Annotated in this window: 20 protein-coding genes; 6 read left to right on the top strand and 14 right to left on the bottom strand. The window is 66.6% G+C overall.

The genetic code is table 11. The features are described 5' to 3' along the window. Window positions 1–123: 123 nt before the first annotated feature. The 7 genes from ACR80S_RS08185 to ACR80S_RS08155 form a co-directional block, all read right to left on the bottom strand. On the bottom strand, window positions 124–1620 hold the full coding sequence (locus ACR80S_RS08185; protein ID WP_435402976.1) for a tripartite tricarboxylate transporter permease: 1497 nt from the start codon (window positions 1618–1620) through the stop codon (window positions 124–126). Window positions 1621–1660: 40 nt separating this feature from the next. Further along, window positions 1661–2143, bottom strand: coding sequence for a tripartite tricarboxylate transporter TctB family protein (locus ACR80S_RS08180; protein WP_435399886.1), 483 nt, complete (start codon window positions 2141–2143; stop codon window positions 1661–1663). Window positions 2144–2269: 126 nt separating this feature from the next. Next, the gene (locus ACR80S_RS08175; RefSeq protein ID WP_435399887.1) at window positions 2270–3298 is read right to left on the bottom strand and encodes a Bug family tripartite tricarboxylate transporter substrate binding protein; all 1029 of its coding nucleotides are present in this window, start codon (window positions 3296–3298) and stop codon (window positions 2270–2272) included. Between the two features lie 144 nt (window positions 3299–3442). Beyond that, on the bottom strand, window positions 3443–4219 hold the full coding sequence (locus ACR80S_RS08170) for a response regulator (protein WP_435402975.1): 777 nt from the start codon (window positions 4217–4219) through the stop codon (window positions 3443–3445). A 51-nt stretch (window positions 4220–4270) separates the two neighbouring features. After that, window positions 4271–5965, bottom strand: coding sequence for an ATP-binding protein (locus ACR80S_RS08165; protein WP_435399889.1), 1695 nt, complete (start codon window positions 5963–5965; stop codon window positions 4271–4273). A gap of 62 nt (window positions 5966–6027) precedes the next feature. After that, window positions 6028–6813: a uroporphyrinogen-III C-methyltransferase gene (gene cobA / locus ACR80S_RS08160; protein ID WP_435402974.1), complete on the bottom strand. Its 786-nt coding sequence runs from the start codon at window positions 6811–6813 to the stop codon at window positions 6028–6030. A 204-nt stretch (window positions 6814–7017) separates the two neighbouring features. Next, on the bottom strand, window positions 7018–7317 hold the full coding sequence (locus ACR80S_RS08155) for an MTH1187 family thiamine-binding protein (RefSeq protein WP_435399891.1): 300 nt from the start codon (window positions 7315–7317) through the stop codon (window positions 7018–7020). Window positions 7318–7485: 168 nt separating this feature from the next. Here ACR80S_RS08155 and cfa point away from each other — a divergent pair, with 168 nt between their 5' ends. Together cfa and ACR80S_RS08145 are read left to right on the top strand one after the other, a co-directional pair. Beyond that, window positions 7486–8637: a cyclopropane fatty acyl phospholipid synthase gene (cfa, locus tag ACR80S_RS08150; RefSeq protein WP_435402973.1), complete on the top strand. Its 1152-nt coding sequence runs from the start codon at window positions 7486–7488 to the stop codon at window positions 8635–8637. Between the two features lie 81 nt (window positions 8638–8718). Beyond that, on the top strand, window positions 8719–10692 hold the full coding sequence (locus tag ACR80S_RS08145) for a RecQ family ATP-dependent DNA helicase (protein ID WP_435402972.1): 1974 nt from the start codon (window positions 8719–8721) through the stop codon (window positions 10690–10692). 125 nt (window positions 10693–10817) lie between these two features. Here the strand turns inward: ACR80S_RS08145 and ACR80S_RS08140 are convergent, their stop codons facing one another. Further along, window positions 10818–11135: a hypothetical protein gene (locus ACR80S_RS08140; protein WP_435399894.1), complete on the bottom strand. Its 318-nt coding sequence runs from the start codon at window positions 11133–11135 to the stop codon at window positions 10818–10820. Between the two features lie 160 nt (window positions 11136–11295). Between ACR80S_RS08140 and ACR80S_RS08135 the strand changes: the two genes are divergently transcribed. The 3 genes from ACR80S_RS08135 to ACR80S_RS08125 all read left to right on the top strand — a co-directional run bounded on the left by ACR80S_RS08135 (window position 11296) and on the right by ACR80S_RS08125 (window position 14445). Continuing rightward, on the top strand, window positions 11296–11634 hold the full coding sequence (locus tag ACR80S_RS08135) for a 4a-hydroxytetrahydrobiopterin dehydratase (protein ID WP_435402971.1): 339 nt from the start codon (window positions 11296–11298) through the stop codon (window positions 11632–11634). Next, window positions 11635–12822 carry an amino acid aminotransferase gene (locus ACR80S_RS08130; RefSeq protein ID WP_435402970.1) on the top strand — a complete coding sequence of 396 codons (1188 nt, stop codon included), beginning with the start codon at window positions 11635–11637 and terminating at the stop codon, window positions 12820–12822. It begins immediately after the preceding gene. 102 nt (window positions 12823–12924) lie between these two features. Then, on the top strand, window positions 12925–14445 hold the full coding sequence (locus ACR80S_RS08125; RefSeq protein WP_435402969.1) for an NCS2 family permease: 1521 nt from the start codon (window positions 12925–12927) through the stop codon (window positions 14443–14445). A 70-nt stretch (window positions 14446–14515) separates the two neighbouring features. On the opposite strand, the gene ACR80S_RS08120 is transcribed toward ACR80S_RS08125, so the two are convergent. From ACR80S_RS08120 to ACR80S_RS08105, 4 genes are all read right to left on the bottom strand, one after another. Then, on the bottom strand, window positions 14516–15472 hold the full coding sequence (locus tag ACR80S_RS08120; RefSeq protein WP_435399898.1) for a Nudix family hydrolase: 957 nt from the start codon (window positions 15470–15472) through the stop codon (window positions 14516–14518). Window positions 15473–15536: 64 nt separating this feature from the next. Beyond that, complete coding sequence (gene argJ, locus ACR80S_RS08115; RefSeq protein ID WP_435399899.1) at window positions 15537–16754, bottom strand: bifunctional glutamate N-acetyltransferase/amino-acid acetyltransferase ArgJ; 1218 nt, start codon at window positions 16752–16754, stop codon at window positions 15537–15539. Between the two features lie 28 nt (window positions 16755–16782). Further along, on the bottom strand, window positions 16783–19512 hold the full coding sequence (gene secA / locus ACR80S_RS08110) for a preprotein translocase subunit SecA (protein WP_435402968.1): 2730 nt from the start codon (window positions 19510–19512) through the stop codon (window positions 16783–16785). Window positions 19513–19578: 66 nt separating this feature from the next. Next, on the bottom strand, window positions 19579–19941 hold the full coding sequence (locus ACR80S_RS08105) for a hypothetical protein (protein ID WP_435399901.1): 363 nt from the start codon (window positions 19939–19941) through the stop codon (window positions 19579–19581). A gap of 110 nt (window positions 19942–20051) precedes the next feature. Between ACR80S_RS08105 and ACR80S_RS08100 the strand changes: the two genes are divergently transcribed. Further along, a complete protein-coding gene (locus tag ACR80S_RS08100) occupies window positions 20052–20513 on the top strand; it encodes a DUF721 domain-containing protein (protein ID WP_435399902.1) in 462 nt (153 codons plus the stop codon). A gap of 119 nt (window positions 20514–20632) precedes the next feature. Here ACR80S_RS08100 and lpxC read toward each other — a convergent pair whose 3' ends face one another. Further along, the gene (lpxC, locus tag ACR80S_RS08095; RefSeq protein ID WP_435399903.1) at window positions 20633–21544 is read right to left on the bottom strand and encodes a UDP-3-O-acyl-N-acetylglucosamine deacetylase; all 912 of its coding nucleotides are present in this window, start codon (window positions 21542–21544) and stop codon (window positions 20633–20635) included. A 111-nt stretch (window positions 21545–21655) separates the two neighbouring features. After that, on the bottom strand, window positions 21656–22622 hold a 967-nt coding region (gene ftsZ / locus ACR80S_RS08090; RefSeq protein ID WP_435402967.1), incomplete at its 5' end, for a cell division protein FtsZ.

The raw sequence follows: 22622 nt of genomic DNA, 5'->3' as shown, positions 1-22622 counted from the left end.
CGCCCCCCCCCCCGCGCCCTGGCGGTGCAGCCGTCGGCGGAGACCAGGATGCAACAGGGGCGCCGACGGTGTCGGCGCCCCTGTGAGGGACACGGCGGGCGCCCTGCGGGCGAACCGGGCGGGTCAGGCCCGGGCGCGCAGTTTGCGCATCACCGGCTTGATCAGTGGCAGCAGCAGCGAGAGTGCGGCGATGATCAGCAGCCACATGGAGATCGGTTTGTCGATGAAGGTCATCCAGTTGCCCCCGGAGATCTGCAGGGCACGACGCATCGATTCTTCCATGATGCTACCCAGGATCAGCGCCAGGATCAGCGGAGCCGCTGGAAAGCCGAACAGCCGCATACCCAGCCCCAGCAGGCCGAAGCCAAGCAGGAAGAGTAGATCGACCACAGTGAAGCTCATGCCGTACACACCCACCATGCAGAAGATCAGGATCAACGACAGCAGCAGCGGACGCGGCATTTCGAGGATCTTGGCGATATAGGGGATCAGCGGCAGGTTGAGCACCAGCAGCATGATGTTGCCGATATACATGCTGGCGATGACGCCCCAGAACACATCGGGACGATCCACCAGCATGGCCGGCCCGGGGCTGACGCCCATGACCAGCAGGGCACCGAGCAACACCGCCGTGGTGCCGGAGCCGGGCACGCCCAGTGTCAGCAAGGGCACGAAGGAACCGGTACAGGCGGCGTTGTTGGCCGCCTCGGGTGCCGCCACTCCCTTGATATTGCCCTTGCCGAAGGTGTCACCATCTTTCGCGATGCGTTTCTCCATGCTGTAGCCGAGGAAGGAGCCGATGGTCGCGCCGGCCCCCGGCAGCACACCGGTGAAGAAGCCCAGCACCGAGCTACGGCTGATCGGGCCAGCGATCTCCCTGACCTCATGTCGGGTGAGCTTGAGCGAACCGATGGCATTACGTTCCGGCTCCTTGCCACCGCCCCCCCTGAGCAGCATGTAGAAGACTTCTGCCAGGGCGAAGATCCCCAGCGCCACTACCAGGAAGTCGATACCATCCAGCAGGTGCGCGGAACCGAAGGCAAACCGCACCGTACCGGTCTGCAGGTCGATGCCAATGATAGAGATCATGATCCCCACCACGGCGGCGATCAGCCCCTTGACCAGGGACTTGTCGGAGAGCGAGACGACGGCGGTCAGCCCCAGCACCATCAGCGCGAAGTACTCCGCCGGGCCGAACGCCACGGCGACCTTGGACAGCATCGGGGCCACCATCATCAGGAAGACGATGGAGATGGTGCCGCCCACGAAGGAGGCATAGGCCGCGATGGCCAGGGCCTTGCCGGCCATGCCCTGCTTGGCCATGGGATAGCCATCGAAGGAGGTGGCCACGGTACCGGCCACGCCGGGGGCGTTGAGCAGGATCGACGAACTCGAGCCACCGAAGATCGCGCCGTAATAGACCCCTGCCATCAGGATCAGGCCCGACGATGGTTCCATGGCGAAGGTGATCGGGATCATCAGGGCCAGGGCGCTGATCGGCCCCAGACCCGGCAGCATGCCGATGATGGTGCCGGCGAAGACGCCACCGAAGACATAGGCGATATTCATGGGCTGCAGCGCGATGCCGAAGCCATACATCAGGTTGTTCAAGGCTTCCATGAGCGGGTTCTCTCTCGCGGGCGGATCGTGTCCTGAGACATCAGATCGGCAGGATTCCGATGGGCAGGTAGACTTCCATGATGCGCGTCATGGTCAGGTACAGCGCCAGCACCACGCCAAGCGAGGTCGCCAGGTTGATAGCGTGTCGACGATAGCCGTAATACCAGCCTAGGCCAAAGGCCAGTGCCGTGGAGGCCACCACGAAACCGATGGGCACCAACAGCAGCGCATAGGCAATGATCGCCAGCGAGGTGATCACAACTCGCGACCAGGGACGCAGCAGAAAGGGCTGGTTCAGCGCCTCGGAACTCGGCTCATCGGGGATGTCCTGAGCCTTGGGTTTTTCCAGGAACAGACACACGGCAAGCCCGAGCAGGACAAACCCCAGCACCTTGGGAAAGATATCGGAATCGATCGGCCGGGGAAGTGGAAACGTCGGGATCTGAAAGGCCATTACCAGATAGCCCGCCGAGAACAGTGCAACGATCAGTGCAATGATCTGATTGGTATTGAGTCGTGTCATGAGCAGTCCACCTCGGGCCCACGCCAGGCGAAACCTGGCCTCCAACCCAAGCGTCACGTTCAAGAAAATTGAGCCCTGTATGTTCAGGGCTCAGGAGAGTCACTCCAGGTGAAAATCAGCCAGCTATCAGCGAATCAGGCCGAGTTCGGTCAGCACCTCGCTGAACTCTTCCTTCTGGGCATCGAGAAAGGCACCGAATTCTTCACTGGTCTGATAGGCGTCGATCCAGCCCAACTGGTCACGAGCTTCCTGCCAGCCGTCGGTCTCGAGCATCTGCGCAAAGAGGTCCTCATAGTAGGCGACGGCTTCGGCCGGCATATCGGGCGTGCCCATGACGCCACGCCAGATGTCGAAGGTGTAATCGATACCCTGTTCCTGATAGGTGGGGGTATCGGCCAGCACGCCGCCCATGCGCTCAGGGGCCGACACGCCCAGCGCCCTCACGTCGCTGCCCTCGCCCAACTGACCTGACGCCTCGCCAGCACCGGTGACCACGGCCTCGACATGCCCGCCCATGAGGTTGGTCATGGCTTCGCCGCCTCCCGAGAAGGCGATGTAGTTGACACCTGACGCCTCGAGGCCAGCCGATGTCGCTACCCCCACCATGGAAATGTGATCCATGGAGCCCGGCGCACTGCCACCACCCACACTCAAGGAGGGATTCTCGCGCATCGCCTCGAACAGATCGTTGAGGTCCTGATAGTCGGAATCCGCCTGAACCAGCACGATGGAGTAGTCGGTGATCAACCGAGCGATCGGCGTGAAATCGGTATGGTCGTAACGCGAAGTTCCGGCCAGCGGCACCAGGATGATGGGGGGGCTGGTGGCGAACAGCTTATGCGGGTTGCCACTATCGTTGGCAATCTGGGCCCAGGCCACGGCGCCACCGCCGCCGGGCACGTTGATGGCGGCGAAGTTCTGGTCGGCCAGGCCCTCCTGCTGGATCACCCGCGAAGTGGTGCGCACCAGGGTGTCCCAGCCGCCACCGGGGTTGGCAGGGGCGATGAACTCGATGGAACGGGTCGGTGTCCAGTCTTGGGCCTGGGCAGTGCCGGCCAGGCCGGTCAGCGCTGCCAGCGGCAGGACGATGGCGGTGAGGCCCTTTGCGGTGAGGCCCTTGGCGGTGAGGCCCTTGGCGGTGAACTTGCGGGTCATGGCGTTTTCCTCGAGACGGGATCATTGTTATACAAAGCTGCGTAGCGAACAGTAGAGGAGCGGCGCCAGGGATCACACCCTTGTGAACATAAGGGATAAAAAGAGCGTTCTGGGCATTGTGTCCATTCTGCTCACGGCGTCCCTTCACCCCTCCTCGCACCAGGGGGTGGCATCACCCACCAGGCGATAGCGGCGCTCCGGCCTGCCCACATCACCATAGCCCAGCTCGGCGCTCACCACCTTTACCGAGACCAGGAACTCCAGGTAGCGCCGCGCCGTGGAGCGACTGGCGCCCATGGCCTTGGCCACCTGCATGGCCGCCAGCGGCGCTCGCGCCTCCTCCACGGCGGCCACCACGGCACGCAGGGTCAACCGGTCGATGCCCTTGGGCAGCTGGCGTCGCGGCCCCTCTGCCGCAGGACCGCCGGGCGCAGCCTCGGGCTGCACTCGGGCCAGCACCCGGTCGAGCTCCTCCTGGCTCATCTCGCCGCGGGCCGCCAGGGCCGCCCGCTCACGGCGAAAGCGGGCCAGCATCTGGCCCATGCGCGCGGCCTCGGCGGGCTTGATCAGGTAGTCGAAGACGCCGCCGCGCAGCGCCTCGCTGATGGTCTCCACCTCCCGGGCGGCGGTGACCATCACCACGTCGATATGCAGGTGATCGCGGCGCAGCAGCCATAGCAGTTCCAGTCCCTCGACGTCCGGCAGGTAGGCATCGAGCAGTACCAGCTGGATCTGAGCGGCATGCCGTGCCAGCCACTCCCGGGCCTCAGCGCCGGAACGCGCCATCCCCACCACCCGAAAGCCCTCGCTCTGTTCCATGAAGGCGCGGTGGATCTCGGCGATGCGAAAATCGTCCTCGATGATCAGGATCCCGTACTCTGGGAGGGACCGCTCTCCTGCGTCATGGCCGTCGTGTCGCATCGGCTCTCCCCAGGTGTCTTGGTTGTCGTGTCGGCTTGCTCGCCGCCAATCTCAGCGGTCGATGGGCGCCGGGCTGCGGCACAGCGACCGGTCGAGCACCACCGCGAAGCAGGCACCGCCCAGTTCGCTCTCCTCCAGGGTGATGGCGCCGCCATGTTGGGCACACAGCCGCGCGACCAGCGCCAGGCCGATGCCGCGATGCTTGCCCGGCTTGGTCGAGAAACCCTCGGTGAAGATCGCCTCAACATGGTCGGCGGCCACCCCGAGGCCGTTGTCCTCTACCTCGATCAACAGCTGGTCGCCGAGGTCGGTGAAGAAAAGCCTCACTCTCGGCCCCTCCTCGTGCTCGCGCCCCTCCTGCAGGGCGGCATGGCAGGCGTTGTCAAGCAGGTTACCGATCACCGTCATCAACACCTCCTGGCCGATGGCGTTGAGCGGGGTGGAGAGCGAGCTCTGGTCGTCGATCTCCAGCCCCACGCCGAGCTCGCGGGCGCGGGTCAGCTTGCCGAGCAGGGTTCCGCTGATCACCGGATCGGCCACACGGTCCATCAGGAAGCTCATCTGCGCCTGCTGGTGGCGGCTCTCCTGGTGGATCAGCGCCAGGGCGTCATCGATGCGCTCCAGCTGCAGCAGCCCGGAGATGGTGTAGAGCTTGTTGGAGAATTCGTGGGCCTGGGCGCGCAGCATGTCCACGTCGCGACTCGCCGCGGTCAGGGCATCGGAGAGGTCGACGATCTCGCGGCGGCTGCGGAAGGTGGCCACCGCGCCCTCCAGCTCCCCGCCATGCACCACCGGCACCCGATTCACCACCACCGGGTGGTCGCCGAGCCACATCTGCTGGTCGAACTGCTGCTCGCCGCTCTCCAGCACCTCCAGCAGCCGCGAGTTTGGCACCAGTTCCTGGATCGGCCGCCCCAACGCCTCCCTGGCCTCGGGGAGGTCCAGGAATCGCCGCGCCTGCTGGTTGACCAAGGTGATCTCGCCCTCGCGGTTGACCGCCAGGATGCCTTCGTGGATCGACTGGAGGATGGCCTCCTTCTCCATGGCCAGGCGGGCGATCTCATGGGGCTCCAGGCCCAGGATCACCCGCTTGAGGTGGTAGGAGAGCCCGTAGGCCCCGGCGAAGCCGAGCACCACCATGACCGCCACCAGCCACCAGCCCAGGCTCGTGTGGCGCCCCACGTCCAGGGCTACCCGGTCGAGCATGAAACCCACCGAGACGATGCCGATGATGGCACCTTCGGCGTCGAGCACCGGCGTCTTGCCGCGCATCGCCTCGCCCAGGGAGCCCTCGGCCTTGGAGACGTAGGACTCGCCGTGGAGCAGGGCCCGGTCGTTGTCGCCGCCGACCATGGTCAGGCCGATCCGGTCAGCCAGCGGGTGGGAGTAACGAATCCCGTCTGCGTTGCCCACCACCACGTAGCGCGCCCCGCTGTCGCGACGGATGCGCTCGGCGATGGGCTGGATGGTGGCGCTGGGGTCGGGGTCGTCGAAGGCGGCGACCAGTTCGGGAATCGCCGCCACCGACCTCGCCACCGCCAGGGCACGCTGGCCCATCTGGTCGCCGATGATCTCGGCCTTGCGGTGGTTGAGGTAGGTGCCCTGGGCCAGCAGCATGGCGCCCAGCAGCACGCCCACCAGCAGCATCACCTGGAGACGGAAGCTGCGGATCAGCCAGTGGCGGCGCGCCCGTGGGCGGCGCAGGCGCCTGACCTCGACGATGGGGTCCGCGAGTCGGGACGGCATGGCAGGGTCTCGATGGCGAAAACCCCAGTATCGCATGTCCGTCGAGGCGGCGGCATCCGGCCTCAGTCGCGCCTGCCGGTGTCCCAGCCCTTGGCCTCGGCGCGGGTGGCATCGAACCAGGCGAGGCGGTCGTGGAGGGCCACCACCCCGCCAATGATGATCAGCGTAGGTGGCTGGACCAGCGCGCTCTCCAGCCGGGCCGGCAGGTCGGCCAGGGTGCCGCGGTGCACACGCTGACGCGCCGTGCTGCCCTGCTCGATCAGCGCCACGGGGGTATCGACCGCCAGGCCATGGACGACCAGCTGCCGACAGATCTCGGGCAGGCCATGCAGCCCCATATAGAAGACCAGGGTCTGGCCCGGGCTTGCCAGGGCGGGCCAGTCCAGGTCGGCGCTGCCGTTCTTGAGGTGGCCGGTGATGAAGCGCACCGATTGGGCGTGATCACGGTGGGTCAGCGGGATGCCGGCATAGGCGGCACAGCCTGAGGCCGCGGTGATACCGGGAATCACCTCGAAGTCGATGCCCGCCTCGGCCAGGGTCTCGAGTTCCTCGCCGCCACGGCCGAAGATGAAGGGGTCCCCGCCCTTGAGGCGCACCACCCGCTTGCCCGCCCGGGCCCAGTCGACCAGGGCCCGGTTGATGTCCTGCTGGGGCAGACTGTGGTCGGAGCGCGCCTTGCCGACATAGAGCCGCCTGGCCTCGGGGTTGGCCAGGGCGAGCACCTCCTGGCTGACCAGGCGGTCATGCAGGATCACCTCGGCCTGCTGGAGGCGCCGCAGCGCCTTGAGGGTGAGCAGCTCCGGATCGCCGGGCCCGGCACCGACCAGGCTGACCCGACCGGGGGGCATGGCCGATCCCGTGGGCAGGACGCCGGAAATCTCGTCCCGGGCAGGGTGTCGCTGCGAATCGCGCCGCATATTCCTTGACCCTCAAAAATAGCTTTCTTGTTATGCGCCAAGGTAATTTAAGAGAGGCGCGTTTACCACTCGCCGCCGGGCACAAGGATATAACCCCCCGCCCCCGCGCCAGGGGCAGGACAGCAGCAGAATCGACTAACGCATAAGGGCCTCCACACTGGCCACCTTGTCGTCCATGTGTTGCTCCCGGTCAGTCCGGGTGCCGAGCTTGAGCGTGGTGGTGATGCGCGGTGCGCCCATCTCGTGCACTACCTCGTGGCAGCGCTTGACCACGGCCATCACCTCGTCCCAGGGCCCCTCGATGTTGGTCCCGTAGGCATGCATGCGGTGTTCGAGACCCGAGGCCCGGATCACCTGTTGACAGGCGGCGATCTGTGGCGAGACCGAGACGCCCACTCCCAGCGGTACGACACAGAGATCGATGATGACGTGCATGGCGTTCACTCCTCGTTGCAAAACGTCGGGTTGGCGATTAAGGGGGATTTCTCTCGGCTTTTCCTGCTGGTCTATGCTCAAGGCTACCGGACAGGGCAACGCACGTAACGTCCGGCGCCACCGCCAGCGACAGGAAATGCGTCAACCCTGCTGGAACAGGAGGACTCCATGACCAGTGACAACTGCTTCGGCCCCATCGCCCTGCCCGACACCCGTGCCCGCCATGTCTTCGAACAGCTGCTGGAGGGCTCAAGGGTTGCTCTCAACGGCGAGGCTCCTCAGGACCTGCGGGTCTACCATCCGGATTTCTTCTCGCGGGTGCTCCATCAGGGCACCCTGGGGCTGGGTGAGGCCTACATGGACGGCTGGTGGGAGTGTGACAGGATCGACGAGATGGCCTGCCGACTGCTGCACCATGGCCTGGCCGAGCGCGCCCACACGCCCTCCGAGCGCCTGTTGTACCGCCTCCAGGCCGGCTTCTTCAACCTGCAGAGCAAGGCGCGCTCCTACATCGTCGGCGAGGCCCACTACGACCTCGGCAACGATCTCTTCGAGCGGATGCTCGACCCGACGATGTGCTACTCCTGCGGCTACTGGAAGGAGGCCGACACCCTTCACGGGGCCCAGCAGGCCAAGTTGGAGCTGGCCTGCCGCAAGCTCCAGCTTGAACCGGGCATGCGCGTGCTGGACATCGGCTGCGGGTGGGGTAGCTTCGCCGAGCATGCCGCTCGCCACCACGGAGCCTTCGTCACCGGCATCACCATCTCGCGCGAGCAGGCCGAGCTGGCCCGACAGCGCTGCGAGGGGCTGCCGGTGACCATCGAGCTCGAGGATTACCGCGATCTGACCGGACGCTTCGACCGCATCGTCTCCATCGGCATGTTCGAGCACGTGGGCCATCGCAATTATTCCACCTACTTCGAGACTGTGGCGCAGCGGCTGGCTCCCGAGGGGCTCTTCCTGCTCCACACCATCGGCTGCAATCACTCCGAAATCACCGCCGACCCTTGGATCAACAAGTACATCTTCCCCAATGGCGTGCTGCCATCGGCCATGTACATCACCAGGGCCAGCGAACCCCACCTGCTGATGGAAGACTGGCAGAACTTCGGCCCCGATTACGACCGCACTCTAATGGCCTGGCTGGACAACGTCGATGCGCGCTGGCATGAGATCGCCCACCGCTACAGCGAACGCACCCGTCGCATGTTCCGCTATTACCTGGCCGTCTGCGCCGGCGCCTTCCGAGCGCGCCACCTGCAGCTGTGGCAGATAGTATTCTCCGACGATCGCCATGAACGCTACGATGCTCCGCGATAGTCACGACGACAACCCCCTGCGCCTTCCAGATCGTCTACTCTGTATACCCATACATAAACAGGGTGACCAGGGAATGGTGGCATGATCCAGCAGACACTCCGGCAGGTCTTCGGCTATAGCGACTTCCGCCCCGGCCAGTGGCCGGTGATCGAGGCCGTGGTGGCCGGCCGTTCGGCGGCGGCCATCTTTCCCACCGGCTCCGGCAAGTCGCTCTGCTACCAGCTGCCCGCCCTGCACCTGCCCCACCTGACCCTGGTGATCTCGCCGCTGCTGGCACTGATGCAGGATCAGCTCGCCTTCCTCCAGCGTCATGGCATTACCGCCGCCAGCATCGATTCCAGCCAGGGCCGCGAGGAGGCCGCCGCGGTGATGAGCGGGGTCGAACGCGGCGAGATCCGCATACTGATGGTGTCGGTGGAGCGACTCAAGAACGAGCGCTTCCGCGCCTTCATTCGACGGATTCCGATCTCGCTGATGGTGGTCGATGAGGCCCACTGCATCTCAGAGTGGGGCCACAACTTCCGCCCCGACTACCTGAAGCTCCCTGATTACCAGCGCGAGTTCGGCATTCCCCAGGTCCTGCTGCTCACCGCCACCGCCACGCCACGGGTCATCGAGGACATGCGCCAGCGCTTCGCCATCGCGGCCGCCGACGTCACCGCCACCGGTTTCTACCGCGCCAACCTGGTCCTGACGGTGGCACCGGTGGCCGCCGAGTCCCGCCCCCGGGCCCTGGCGGCCTGGCTGCAGGCGCGTCAGGGCGGTGAGTCCGCCTTTCCCACCATCGTCTATGTGACCCTGCAGCAGACCGCCGAACGGCTGGCCGCCTACCTGAGCAAGGCCGGCATAGCCGCCACGGCCTACCACGCCGGGCTCGAGGGCGAGCGCCGCGAGGCGATCCAGGGCGACTTCATGGCCGGTGGCATCTCCTGCATCGTCGCCACCATCGCCTTCGGCATGGGCATCGACAAGGCCGACATCCGCGCCGTGGTGCACTTCGACCTGCCCAAGTCGATCGAGAACTACAGCCAGGAGATCGGCCGCGCGGGCCGTGACGGCCAGCCGTCCGAGTGCCTGATGCTGGCGGGCCGCGACACCCTCGGTGTGCTGGAGACCTTCGTCTACGGCGACACCCCGGAGCGTCACGGTATCGGCCGGGTGATCGATGCCCTGGTCGACGCCGCCGAGCACCACGGCGGCGACTGGGAGCTCACCCTGAACGCCCTCTCCCGGGAGAGCGATATTCGCCCGCTGCCGCTCAAGACGCTACTGGTCCAGTTGGAGCTGCGCGGCATCATCGCCCCGCGCCACAGCTATTTCGCCGACTACCGCTTTCGCCTCCAGGGGGAGGCCGACGCCCTGGTCGGGCGCTTTCAGGGTGAGCGACGTGACTTCGTCCAGGCCATTCTCGATGCCGCCCCCAGGGCGCGCACCTGGCACGCCCTGGACTTCGCGACCCTGGACCGGCTGGGAGTCGAGCGCGGACTGGACGTCCACCGCGGCCGGGTGCTCACCGCCCTGGAGTTCTTCGTCGAGAAGGGATGGATGATCCTGGAGAGCAAGCAGCTAACCGAGGTCTACCGGGTGCTCGACGCGCCCCGCGACCCCGACGCCCTCGGCGACGACCTCCATGCCTACTTCCGCGACAAGGAGCAGGCCGAAGTGGACCGCCTGCACGCCATGCTGGCACTGTTCGAGTCAGACGACTGCCTCACCAGACGCCTGGCCGACTGGTTCGGCGATGCCCAGGCCCCGACGCGCTGCGGCCACTGCTCCGCCTGCCGCGGAGAGCCCGCCCGGCTGCCGGCGCCGCCGCCCCCGGCCCCGCTGGAGACCCGGGACATCGCCGCGCACCTGGACGCCCTCCGCCCCCGGCTGGCCGAGGACGTCGACGGTGGCCCCGCCACGGAGGACCTGCTGACGCGCTTTCTGTGCGGCATCGCCACGCCCCGCCTCACCCGGCTCAAGGCGCGCGGCCTGCCAGGCTTCGGCGCCCTGGCGGCCTACCCCTACGCCGAGGTGCGCGAGAAGGCCGCGGCACTGGCAGACGCCTGAACGGCGCCGGCTCAGTGCGGGCCCGGGAGCCAGTCCCGGCGCTGCAGCCAGCGCCCGCGGCGTATAGCCGAGCCTCCAGATGGCCAGCCCCGCCACCACCGGCAACACCAGGTGGTAGAGCGACATCAGGCGGGCCAGCAACGGTTGGCGTCATCGAACATGTACTCGGTGCCGCCGATGGGGTGCACCCCGTTCAGCCAGGCCGTGCCCACATCCACCGCCCCCAGGCTGCCCACCAGGGCCACTGCCAGCCACTGCATGGAGAGCAGCAGGCGACTCTCCCGCCATAGGCCGACGAGGATCAGGAAGCTGGCCAGGTTGCACAGCCAGAAGTAGTTCTGTGGCCCCAGCAGTACCCAGAAGGTGGGCCCCCAGCCGACGATCCAGGCGGTGAAGGCGAGCTTCAACCAGAGCGAGAGCGAGGGGCGCGGCATGTGGGACATCGTCTCCTCCGGGAAGATGGGCGCGGACAGGAACGGGAGGACCCTCAAGGTGGCAGCCCCTGTCCCGCGATGCCAGCGCTTGACGTCCACCGTAGGCTGCACGACCTTTCGAGGCAGTAATGAGCGAGTTTCCCCTACCCGACAACCGCCAGGAGACACCATGAGCCAGCTTTCCCAGCAGCCCTGCGAGGCGTGCCGCAAGGGCGCCCCCACCGTCAGCGAGGCCGAGATCGCGCTGTTCCAGCCGGAGGTGCCCGAGTGGAAGATCATCGAGCGCGATGGCATCATGCAACTGGAGCGGGCCTTCACCTTCCCCGACTTCAAGCAGGCGCTGGCCTTCACCCACCGCGTCGGCGAGATCGCCGAAGCGGCCGGGCACCACCCGGCCCTGCTGACCGAATGGGGCAAGGTCACCGTGACCTGGTGGTCACACAAGATCCGGGGCCTGCACAGGAACGACTTCATTCTTGCCGCCAGAACCGACGAGGTAGCGAATTAAATGTTCGAACATATTGAGCGGGTTCCCGGGGATGCCATCCTCGGTCTGATCGAGGCCTTCAAGAAGGACACCAACCCCCAGAAGGTCGATCTCGGCGTCGGCGTCTACAAGGACGACCAGGGCAACACTCCGGTGATGCGCGCCGTCAAGGAAGCCGAGGCCCTGCTGCTCAAGAACGAGACCACCAAGACCTACATCGGCTCCCACGGGGCGCCGGAGTACGGCGCCGTGGTGCTGCCCATGGTCCTGGGTGAAGGCTCGCCGGTCCTGGAGGCCAAGCGTGCCAGCGCCACCCAGTCACCAGGCGGCACCGGCGCCCTGCGTTTGGCGGCAGACTTCATCGCCAAGCAACTGCCCGGCAAGGACATCTGGGTCTCCGATCCAACCTGGCCGAACCATCTGGGCATCTTCCCGGCCGCCGGCCTGACCCTGCACAAATATCCCTACGTGGACGCCGAGAACCGCCTCGATTTCGACGGCATGCTGGCGGCCCTGAAGCAGATCCCCGAGGGCGACGTGGTGCTGCTTCACGCCTGCTGCCACAACCCCACCGGTTTCGATCTCTCCCGGGAGCAGTGGCAGACTGTGCTCGAGGTACTTCGGGAGCGCCACCTGCTGCCGCTGGTCGACTTCGCCTACCAGGGCTTCGGCGAGGGCCTCGATGAGGACGCCTACGGCGTCCGGCTGCTGGCCGAGCACCTCGACGAGGTAATCATCACCAGCTCCTGCTCCAAGAACTTCGGTATCTATTGCGAGCGTACCGGCTGTTTGATCATGGTGGCGAAAGACACCGAGCAGATGGAGAACGTTCGCTCGCAGATCGCCATCGTGGCACGCGAGAACTACTCCAACCCGCCGGCCCATGGCGGCGCCATCGTCAGCGAGATCCTGCACTCCGCGGAGCTATCGGCCATCTGGCGCAAGGAGCTCACCGAGATGCGCGACCGTATCAACACCCTGCGTCGCGACTTCGTCGAGGCCCTCAAGCCCTATGGCCTGGACCAGAAGTACGCCTGCGTGGCCGAGCAGCGCGGCATGTTCTCCTACACCGGCCTGACGCCGGAGCAGGTCGACCGCCTGCGCGACGAGTTCGGCATCTACATGGTCCGCTCCGGCCGTGCCAACGTGGCGGGCTTCTCCCACGAGAACCTGCCCTACCTGGCCAAGGCGATCGCTGCGGTCAACTGATCGCCGCACCGCCAGCCATCACGACGCCCGGACCCTGCCCGGGCGTCGTCGTTTGGGGTAGAGTGCGGCCTTGTCCAGAACGCCCCACTCAAGAGGCTCTCCATGGCGACATCTCCAGGCAGCTCCCCCGTGCACTACCCCTGGTACAAGAAGGAGGATACCGACGCCTTCTTCGCGCTGTTCCAGAACAACATCGCCAACTTCGTGATCATCGCCATCACCATGCTCGGCATGGGCTTCCCGGGATCGATTGTCTTCGGCCAGGTGCTCCCCGGAGCCGCCGTGGCGGTCATGGTCGGCAACTTCTACTACGCCTGGAGCGCGGCACGCCTGGCCCGCAGGGAGAACCGGGCCGATGTCACGGCCCTCTCCTACGGCATCTCGACCCCGGTGATGTTCGTCTTCCTGTTCGGGGTATTGCTACCCGCCAAGGAGCTCACCGGCGACCCCGAGCTGGCCTGGAAGGTGACTGTGGCCGCCTGCTTCATCAGCGGCGCCATCGAGGCACTGATCAGCCTGATCGGCCGCTGGGTGCAGCATCACCTGCCGCGGGCCGCCATGCTGGGCGCCGTGGCCGGGGTGGCGCTAACCTTCATCGCCGGCGAGATGCTGTTCAAGACACTGGAGATGCCGGTCATTGGGCTGCTGGTGCTGGCGATCATCATCGTCGGCCTGGTGGCTCGGATCAGCATGCCCTTCCGCCTGCCCACCTCGCTGTTTGCCATCGTGGTGGGGACCGCCATGGCCTACCTGATCGGCGACGCCGGCGGCGAACGTTTCAGCGACGCCTTCACCCACCTGGGCTTCTACCCGCTGCTCCCCAACCTGGCCTGGCTCGAGGGCCTGGGGCTGCTCTTCACCGGCATGCTGGCGGTGCTCACCGTGGTGCTGCCGATCACCCTCTACAATGCCATCGAGACCATGAACAACGTGGAGGCCATGGAGGCCGCCGGCGACCGTTACGACGTGCGCGAGTGCCAAGCGGTGGATGGCGTTGGCACCATGATCGGGGCGCTCTTCGGTGGCGTCTTCCCCACCACTGTCTACATCGCCACCGTCGGTGCCAAGTGGATGGGCGCCGGGCGCGGCTACAGCCTGCTCAACGGCGCGGTCTACGGCCTGGCCACCATGTTCGGACTGATCGCGGCCCTGGCGGCCATCATCCCGGTCTCGGTGGTGGCACCGATCCTGGTGTTCGTGGGCATGTCGATGATCGCCACCGCCTTCCAGAGCAACGACACCCGCTACTATCCGGCGGTGGCACTCGCCATGCTGCCCTACTTCGCCAACTACGTGATGACCCGCTTCGGGCGGGCCGCCGAGGAGACGGTCGCCGGCATCTCATCAGGGATCGTGCCGATGGGCCAGGGGGCCATGTTCATGGCGATCCTGATCGGCGCCATGACGGTCTCGGTGATCGACCACCAGTTCCGCCGCGCCGCCGCCTTCTCCGCTGTAGCCGCGGGCTTCTCCTTCGTGGGGCTGATGCACGCTCCCGCCCTCGCCCTCAATGCCGCTCCGGACTTCGTGATGGGCTACCTGGTGATGGGAGCGCTGTTCCTCTACTTTGCCTGGCAGCAACAGCGCCTGGCCACCGGCAAGCCGGTGGCGACACGCGAGTGAGACCGGCCTTTCCCCTGTAAAATGAAGCGCGCCCCGACGGGGAGCGGGGCGCATCGGGCGTCGCCGCCGGTTACTTCCAGAAGTCGCGGATCGAGGCGATCCCCTGGGCACCCACGGCGCGGGCGTGGTTGGCATCGACGCGGGTCATGCCGCCCAGGGCGAAGACCGGCATGGCGGCTCGCTCCACCAGCTGCTGGAAGTCGTGCCAACCCATGGGCGGCACGTCCGGGTGGGATGGCGTGGTGCGCAGCGGCGAGAGAGTCACGAAGTCGCAGCCCAGTCTGCCGGCCTGCTCCAGCTGCTGGCGGTCGTGAGTGGAGGCAGCGAGCCACTTGCCCTCGGCGAGGGGTCGGCGCTCCAGCCGCATCAGCCGCTCGCTGGTGAGGTGGATGCCATCGGCATCGACCCGCTCGAGCAGCGACGGCTCGGCGTTGAGCAGCAGTCGTGCGCCATGCTGGCGACACAGCGCCAGGGCGGCCTCGGCACGGGCCAGGTAGGCGGCCTCCTCGAGTTGCTTGGCGCGCAGCTGCACCAGGCGGGCACGATCCTCCACCAGCGCGCGCGCCAGGCGCTCAAGGAAGAGTCCCTCGTCCTCCTCCTCGGCGGTGATCAGGTACTCGGTAGGTAGCGCAACCGCCCTCAGGATCGGCAGGTTGGCCGCCGGGAAGGGGTAGTTGACCAGGTCAGCCATGGCGACCCAGCGCACCGCCTGCCCCTCGCGGCCGAAGGGTTCCCCTGAGAAGTCGTGCACCTGCCACACGTCGAGCAGGATGTGCTTGTCGGGATACTCATGGTGGATACGGATCAAGGGCTGGGCCCGCTGGATCTCCACCCCCAGCTCTTCGTGGAGTTCGCGCTTGAGCCCACCCAGGCCGGTCTCGTAAGGCGCCAGCTTGCCGCCGGGAAACTCCCAAAGCCCACCGTGATCGACGTTGCTCGGCCGGCGGGCGATCAGTACCTGGTCGCCGTCGGCGCTGATGATGGCGGCGGCCGCCACATGCACCCTTCTCTTCACCATTGCGTTCATTCACCTTTCCAACTGGCCCGCCCCCGGGGCGGCGGGATTCTCTGTCCGGCGGTTGACCGACCGCTCAGCTGCGATAGTCGGCGTTGATGGTTACGTAGTCGTGGGAGAGGTCGGTGGTCCACACCGTGGCGCTCTGCTCCCCTCTCCCGAGCTCGATGCGAATGGGGATCTCCTCCCGGGCCATCACTTCGCTGCCGGCCTCCTCGGTGTAGCAGGAGGCACGGCCGCCCTCCTCGACCAGGCGCACCTCGCCCAGATCGATGGTCACCCGGGAGACATCGAAGTCCGCCACCGGGGCGCGCCCTACCGCGGCCAGTATCCGTCCCCAGTTGGCATCCGAGGCGTAGAGCGCGGTCTTGACCAGCGGCGAGTGGGCCACGGTAAAGGCCACGTCAAGAGCCTCCCGACGGGTGGTGGCGCCGTTCACCTGCAGCGTGACGAACTTGGTGGCGCCCTCACCGTCGCGGATGATGGCCTGGGCCAGCTCTGTCATCACCCGCTGCAGGCCGTTGCGGAAGATGGCAACGGCCTCGTCGCCGACCACCGCCGGGCCGCGCTGTGTGCTGATCAGCACACAGGCATCGTTGGTGGAGGTGTCGCCGTCCACGGTGATGCAGTTGAAGGAGCGGACCACCGTCTCGCGCAGCAGCTCATCGAGCAGCGTCTGGTCGAGGGAGGCATCCGTAGCCACGAAGCCCAGCATGGTCGCCATGTTGGGCTGTATCATGCCCGAGCCCTTGGCGATCCCGTTGATGGTCACCGTGGCTTCGCCCAGCTCCAGGGTCACGCTGGCGCCCTTCGGGCGAGTATCGGTGGTGAGGATTCCCTCGGCGGCCTGCAGCCAGGCCTCGTGGCCGTCGTGCAGGCCCCCCAGCGCCGCGGGCAGGCCCGTCAGCAGGCGCTCCATGGGCAGCGGCTCGCCGATCACCCCGGTGGAGAACGGCATCACGGCCTCGGTGGCCACACCGGCCAGCCGTGCCAGCTCGGCGCAGGTGGCGCGCGCATCGGCAAGCCCCACCTCGCCGGTGCCGGCGTTGGCGTTACCAGTGTTGATAACCAGGTAGCGGACCCCCTGCTCGGCCGCCAGGTGCTCGCGGGCCACCGTCACCGGCGCGGCGCAGAAGGCATTGCGGGTAAAGACCCCCGCCACCCGGGCGCCCTCGGGCGCCTCGATCACCACCAGATCACGACGGTTCGGCTTCTTGAGGCCCGCCATGGCGGTTCCCAGGCGCACGCCGGGGATCGTCGGCATCTCGGGAAAGCTTGCATTACCCACTGCCATCGTCTCGTCTCCTGTCTGGTGGGGCGGTTCAGTTCAGCTTGCCACAGCACTGCTTGTACTTCTTGCCGGAACCACAGGGGCAGGCGTCGTTGCGCCCCACCTTGGGCCCCTCGCGGCGCACCGGGCGTCCATCGGAACCCGGTAGTGGCGCCGCCTGGTCCTCGACCGATTCGGCCGCATCGGGATCTTCATGGCGGCTGGCCGCCGTGGCTGTCTCCCGGGCCAGTGCGTCACGACGCTGGCGCTCCAGTTCATCGACCTCCTCGGGGCGGCGCACCTGTACGTGGCTCAGGATGCGCGTCACATCGGCCTTGATGTTGGCCAGCAGGCTCTGAAACAGCTCGAAGGACTCCCGCTTGTACTCCTGCTTGGGGTTCTTCTGGGCGTAGCCGCGCAGGTGGATACCCCGGCGCAGGTGGTCCATGGACTGCAGATGCTCCTTCCAGCGGGTGTCGAGCACCTGCAGCATGACCTGCTTCTCGAAGCGGCGCATCAGGGCCTCGCCGGCCTCGGCCACCTTGGCCTGATAGGTTTCGAGGTGCATGACCTGCAGGCGCTCGCGGAGCTGCTCCTCGTGGAAGCGCTCGTCCTCCTCGGCCCACTGCACCACCGGCGCCTCCAGGTTGAACTCCGCCTTGAGGTGGTCCTGAAGCCCGGGGAGGTCCCACTGCTCAGGGAGACTCTGGGGCGGCACGAAGTCGCTGATGGCCTGGTCCAGCACCTCCTGGCGAATGCCCGCCACGGCCTCAGCGACCTCGTCAGCGGCCAGGATCTCGTTGCGCTGCTCGTAGATCACCCGACGCTGGTCGTTGGCGACGTCATCGTATTCGAGCAGCTGCTTGCGGATATCGAAGTTGCGGCTCTCGACCTTCTTCTGGGCGCGCTCCACGGCGTTGGAGACCATCTTGTGCTCGATCGCCTCGCCCCGCTCGAGACCCAGCGCCTTCATCATGCGCTGCACCCGGTCGGAGCCGAACAGGCGCATCAGGCTGTCCTCCAGGGACAGGAAGAAGCGGGTCGAGCCCGGGTCCCCCTGGCGACCGGCGCGGCCACGCAGCTGGTTGTCGATACGCCGCGATTCGTGGCGCTCGGAGCCGACCACGTGCAGACCGCCGGCGGCGAGCACGGCGTCATGACGCTCCTGCCAATCGGCCTTGAGTCGCTCAAGTTGCTCGGAGCTCGGGTTCTCGAGCTTGGCCGCCTCGGCCTCCCAGTTGCCGCCCAGCATGATGTCGGTGCCTCGACCGGCCATATTGGTGGCGATGGTGATGGCTCCTGCCCGGCCCGCCTGGGCGATGATCTCCGCCTCGCTCTGGTGCTGCTTGGCGTTGAGCACGCTGAAGGTGAGCCCGGCCTGTTTCATCAGTCCGGCCAGGTATTCGGAGGTCTCGATGGACGCGGTGCCCACCAGCACCGGGCGGCCAGCCTGAGTCTCGGTCTGGACGTCCTTGATGATCGCCTCGAACTTCTCCTCGGCGGTCAGGTAGACCAAGTCGTTGAGGTCCCGGCGGATCAGCGGCTGGTTGGTGGGGATCACCACCACATCGAGGCCGTAGATCTGGCGAAACTCGAAGGCCTCGGTATCGGCAGTGCCGGTCATGCCGGCCAGCTTGTCGTAGAGGCGGAAGTAGTTCTGAAAGGTGGTCGAGGCCAGCGTCTGGCTCTCGCGCTGCACCGCCACCTCCTCCTTGGCCTCCACCGCCTGGTGCAGCCCCTCGGACCAGCGGCGGCCCGGCATGGTCCGGCCGGTGTGCTCGTCGACGATCACCACCTGACCCTCGGCGACGATGTAATCCACGTCACGATGGTACAGGTGACGCGCGCGCAGCGCCGAGTGCATGTGCTGCAGCAGGTTGAGGTTCTGGGCAGCGTAGAGGGAGTCATCCTCGCCCAGCAGGCCCTCGGCCCGCATCAGTTCTTCGACCTTGTTGTGGCCGGTCTCGGTGATCTCCACCTGCTTGTGCTTCTCGTCGAGCAGGAAGTCGCCGCTGGCCGGCTCCTCGGGATCCTCACAGAACGCCAGGTGCGTCGCCAGGCGATCGACGACCTTGTAGAGCTCGGTATTTTCGTCCACCGCACCCGAGATGATCAGCGGGGTACGCGCCTCGTCGATCAGGATGGAGTCCACCTCATCGACAATGGCGAAGTTGAGCCCCCGCTGTACCTTGTCCTCCAGAGAGAAGGCCATGTTATCGCGCAGGTAGTCGAAGCCGAACTCGTTGTTGGTGCCGTAGGTGATGTCGCAGGCGTAGGCGTCGCGCTTCTCCTCGCTGGTCTGACCCGCGTGGATGATACCGACGGTGAAGCCCAGGTATTCGTAGAGCGGGCGCATCCACTCGGCGTCGCGACGCGCCAGGTAGTCGTTCACCGTGACCACGTGCACGCCCTTTCCAGACAGGGCGTTGAGGTAGACGGCAAGGGTGGCCACCAGGGTCTTGCCCTCGCCGGTCTTCATCTCGGCACAGCGGCCATTGTGCAGGGTCATGCCGCCGACCATTTGGACGTCGAAATGGCGCATGCCCATCACGCGCTTGCTCGCCTCGCGCACGGTGGCGAAAGCCTCAGGGAGCAGGCCGTCGAGGGTCTCGCCGGCCTCGAGTCGGCCACGCAGGTCCTCGGTGCGCGCCTTCAGGGCGACATCGTCCAGGGTTTCCAGTTCCGGCTCGAGGACGGTGATGCGTTCGGCCTGGCGGCTCATGCGCTTGACTTCACGGTCGTTCTTGGAGCCGACGACCTTGCGTAACAGGGAATTGATCATGTGGGGTCCAGTCTTTGCGTGTGGCATCGTGCCGGCCGCCAGGGGCAGCCGGCCAGGATCAGGAAATCAGCGTGCCCACGCAGCGGGCGGACCCCGACGGGTCAAGACATCATGGGCCGCAGTGGTACGCCCCGGACACAGCAGCGGCCAGCGCGAATGCGGCGGGCACAGGGCGCGCAGGGTGATAGGCAACGGCCAGGCGCGATGTGCACGACGGCGGGCCCGGAGGCGCGAGCTGGCCCGGATCAGTGCCGGCGCCAGGATGCACACCTGCACCAGGCGCTCGGCCTGGCGCAGCGGCGTCCCCTGGACCAGGCCGGCCGGCAGCAGGCAGCCTACCAGCAGCCCGGCCAGCCACCAGCGCGCCGGGCGCCGCCGCGTCATGGTGACGCGCGCCTCGGCATCATGGGTCTGGGTACGAGGTGGCATGCTGACGATGGACTCCCGAGCGTGCTAGGGTGGCGGGCTACAGGGCCCGGCGGTGAACGGGACCTTCCGGCCGGTCGAGTCGACAGCAGAAAGCCCCGAGAAACAAGCCAATGAGTATAAAGGCTAAGCGCTTCCGCGCCCAGCCCATGGCCCGCCTGCTCGACGGGCATGGCGAATTGGGCTCACTGATGCGAATGGCGAGACTGATCGAGCGCGCCCAGCAGCACCTTCGCGACAACCTGCCCGCCGAGGTGGCCGCCCACCTGCACGTGGGCGGCTTTCGCGACGGCCGCCTGACGCTGATCACCGACCGCGCGGCCTGGCTCACTCGGCTGCGCTACGAGCAGTCCCGCCTGCTCGAGCTGCTCCATCAGCTCCCCGGCTTCGAGGCGGTCACCGGCTTCACCTTCAAGGTGCGCCCGGTGCGACCGGTCAAGGCACCCTTGCGCCAGGTGCGTCACCTGCCGGCCCGGGCGGCCGACGAGCTCTCCAGCTGCGCCGAGGACGTCAGCGACCCGCGGCTCAAGGCCGCGCTCCAGCGCCTCGCCACCCACGCCGAGCGCGAGACCTAGCCGAGCCAAACCCCGAGCCAAGCTGGCTCCGTCCGAAGACAGGACAACCCCACCGGCCTGGGCCGATGGGGTTGTCCTGTGAGTCTTGACGCTGACCGCTCCCGACGGAGCCCGGGGCGTCAGGCCATGGCCGGCGCCGCGTAGGAGATAGGCGCCGTGGCGGCCTCCCCCTCGAAGGTAACGATCTCGAAAGCGTCGGGCTGGGCGAGCAGGGCACGACACAGCTGGTTGTTGAGCGCGTGGCCTGACTTCACCCCGCGGAACTCGCCGATCAGGCTGTGACCGAGCTGGTAGAGATCGCCAATGGCATCAAGCACCTTGTGCTTGACGAACTCGTCGTCGTAGCGAAGGCCGCCCTCGTTGACGATACGGTAATCGTCCACCACGATGGCGTTGTCGAGGCTGCCGCCGAGCGCCAGGTTGTTGGAGCGCAGGTATTCCAGGTCACGCATGAAGCCGAAGGTGCGGGCCCGGGATACCTCCTTGACGAAGGAAGTGGTGGAGAAGTCCACCGTGGCGGTCTGGGACTGCTCCTCGAATACCGGATGGTCGAAATCGATGGAGAAGGCGACCTTGAAGCCCTGATGGGGGCGGAAGGTGGCTTCCTTGTCGCCGTCACGCACCGTGATCTCCCGCTTGACGCGGATGAACTTCTTGGCCGCGTTCTGCTCGCTGATCCCGGCGGACTGAATCAGGAACACGAAGGGGCCGGCACTGCCATCCATGATCGGCACCTCGGGGGCGCTGAGGTCGACGTAGGCATTGTCGATCCCGAGCCCGGCCAGCGCCGACATCAGATGCTCCACCGTGGCCACCTTGGCGCCACCGGCGGAGAGCGCCGTGCACAGAGTGGTATCGGTGACATTGTCGGCCTGGGCCCGGATCTGCACCTCGGGCTCAAGATCGGTGCGCACGAAGACGATGCCAGTGTCCACCGGCGCCGGGCGCAGGGTCATGTAGACCTTCTTGCCGGAATGCAGGCCGACGCCGGTGGCGCGGATGACGTTCTTCAGGGTGCGTTGTCTGATCATGAGAGAAGGCCAGGCTGTTGTTGGGTTATCAAACACTGTTCACTATAACACCGAACAGACGTTTCAACAAAAAAACTCGCCCGGCACCTCCCATGGTGTCGATAGCGCAATTCAATCGGCCTGGCGGCGCAGGAAGGCCGGGATATCGAGATAGTCATCGAGCTCCTGGGAGCGGCGCTTCTCCGCACGCGGCTTGGTCGCTTCCTCCGGCTCGGCGCTGCGCGCCGCGGCAGGCTGCTGGCGCATCGCTGCAGCCGGCGACGCCTGGCGCTTGCGATACTCCGACCCTACCTCGCTGCGCTTGACCGCCTCGCGACCCGCTGACTTCTGCTGCTGCCGGCCGTCGAGACCGGCAGCCACCACGGTGACACGCAGCTCGTCGGTCATCTCCATGTCGATGGAGGTGCCCACGACGATGGTGGCGTCCTGGGAGGCGAACTCCTGGACGGTGGCGCCCACGTCGTTGAACTCGCCGATGGAGAGGTCCGGGCCGGCGGTGATGTTGACCAGGATGCCGCGAGCGCCGTGCAGATCGATGTCCTCCAGCAGCGGGCTTCGAATCGCCTTCTCGGCAGCCTCCCGGGCTCGGTTCTCGCCGGTGGCCCCGCCGGTGCCCATCATCGCCATGCCCATCTCGGACATCACGGTGCGCACGTCGGCGAAGTCGACGTTGATGATGCCGGGTGAGGTGATCAGCTCGGCGATGCCCTGGACGGCGCCCAGCAGCACATCGTTGGCAGCGCTGAAGGCGGTCAGCAGGCTGGCGCTCTTGCCCAGCACCGAGAGCAGCTTCTCGTTGGGGATGGTGATCAGCGAGTCGACGTGCTCGGAGAGCTCCCGCATGCCCTCCTCGGCGGCGCGCATGCGCTTTGGTCCCTCGAAGGGGAAGGGGCGCGTGACCACCGCCACGGTGAGGATGCCCAGTTCCTTGGCGACCTGGGCCACCACCGGGGCACCGCCGGTGCCGGTACCGCCGCCCATGCCCGCGGTGATGAACACCATGTCGGCGCCATTGAGCAGCTCGGCGATGCGTTCGCGGTCCTCCATGGCCGCCTGACGCCCTACCTCGGGGTTGGCG

It is taken from the genome of Halomonas salsilacus (assembly GCF_051216275.1).
Taxonomy (GTDB): Bacteria; Pseudomonadota; Gammaproteobacteria; order Pseudomonadales; family Halomonadaceae; genus Halomonas.
This window is presented reverse-complemented; position numbering and strand designations above follow the sequence as displayed.

What these genes read in the sequence shown, in the direction of transcription:
- ACR80S_RS08100 (WP_435399902.1), top strand. Translation starts at nt 20,052, where the DNA reads ATGAGTATAAAGGCTAAGCGCTTCCGCGCCCAGCCCATGGCCCGCCTG.
- ACR80S_RS08105 (WP_435399901.1), bottom strand. Translation starts at nt 19,941, where the DNA reads ATGCCACCTCGTACCCAGACCCATGATGCCGAGGCGCGCGTCACCATG.
- ACR80S_RS08120 (WP_435399898.1), bottom strand. Translation starts at nt 15,472, where the DNA reads ATGAACGCAATGGTGAAGAGAAGGGTGCATGTGGCGGCCGCCGCCATC.
- lpxC (WP_435399903.1), bottom strand. Translation starts at nt 21,544, where the DNA reads ATGATCAGACAACGCACCCTGAAGAACGTCATCCGCGCCACCGGCGTC.
- ACR80S_RS08170 (WP_435402975.1), bottom strand. Translation starts at nt 4,219, where the DNA reads ATGCGACACGACGGCCATGACGCAGGAGAGCGGTCCCTCCCAGAGTAC.
- secA (WP_435402968.1), bottom strand. Translation starts at nt 19,512, where the DNA reads ATGATCAATTCCCTGTTACGCAAGGTCGTCGGCTCCAAGAACGACCGT.
- ACR80S_RS08155 (WP_435399891.1), bottom strand. Translation starts at nt 7,317, where the DNA reads ATGCACGTCATCATCGATCTCTGTGTCGTACCGCTGGGAGTGGGCGTC.
- ACR80S_RS08180 (WP_435399886.1), bottom strand. Translation starts at nt 2,143, where the DNA reads ATGACACGACTCAATACCAATCAGATCATTGCACTGATCGTTGCACTG.
- ACR80S_RS08135 (WP_435402971.1), top strand. Translation starts at nt 11,296, where the DNA reads ATGAGCCAGCTTTCCCAGCAGCCCTGCGAGGCGTGCCGCAAGGGCGCC.
- ACR80S_RS08130 (WP_435402970.1), top strand. Translation starts at nt 11,635, where the DNA reads ATGTTCGAACATATTGAGCGGGTTCCCGGGGATGCCATCCTCGGTCTG.
- ACR80S_RS08145 (WP_435402972.1), top strand. Translation starts at nt 8,719, where the DNA reads ATGATCCAGCAGACACTCCGGCAGGTCTTCGGCTATAGCGACTTCCGC.
- ACR80S_RS08165 (WP_435399889.1), bottom strand. Translation starts at nt 5,965, where the DNA reads ATGCCGTCCCGACTCGCGGACCCCATCGTCGAGGTCAGGCGCCTGCGC.
- ACR80S_RS08175 (WP_435399887.1), bottom strand. Translation starts at nt 3,298, where the DNA reads ATGACCCGCAAGTTCACCGCCAAGGGCCTCACCGCCAAGGGCCTCACC.
- cfa (WP_435402973.1), top strand. Translation starts at nt 7,486, where the DNA reads ATGACCAGTGACAACTGCTTCGGCCCCATCGCCCTGCCCGACACCCGT.
- argJ (WP_435399899.1), bottom strand. Translation starts at nt 16,754, where the DNA reads ATGGCAGTGGGTAATGCAAGCTTTCCCGAGATGCCGACGATCCCCGGC.
- ACR80S_RS08140 (WP_435399894.1), bottom strand. Translation starts at nt 11,135, where the DNA reads ATGTCCCACATGCCGCGCCCCTCGCTCTCGCTCTGGTTGAAGCTCGCC.
- ACR80S_RS08185 (WP_435402976.1), bottom strand. Translation starts at nt 1,620, where the DNA reads ATGGAAGCCTTGAACAACCTGATGTATGGCTTCGGCATCGCGCTGCAG.
- cobA (WP_435402974.1), bottom strand. Translation starts at nt 6,813, where the DNA reads ATGCCCCCCGGTCGGGTCAGCCTGGTCGGTGCCGGGCCCGGCGATCCG.
- ACR80S_RS08125 (WP_435402969.1), top strand. Translation starts at nt 12,925, where the DNA reads ATGGCGACATCTCCAGGCAGCTCCCCCGTGCACTACCCCTGGTACAAG.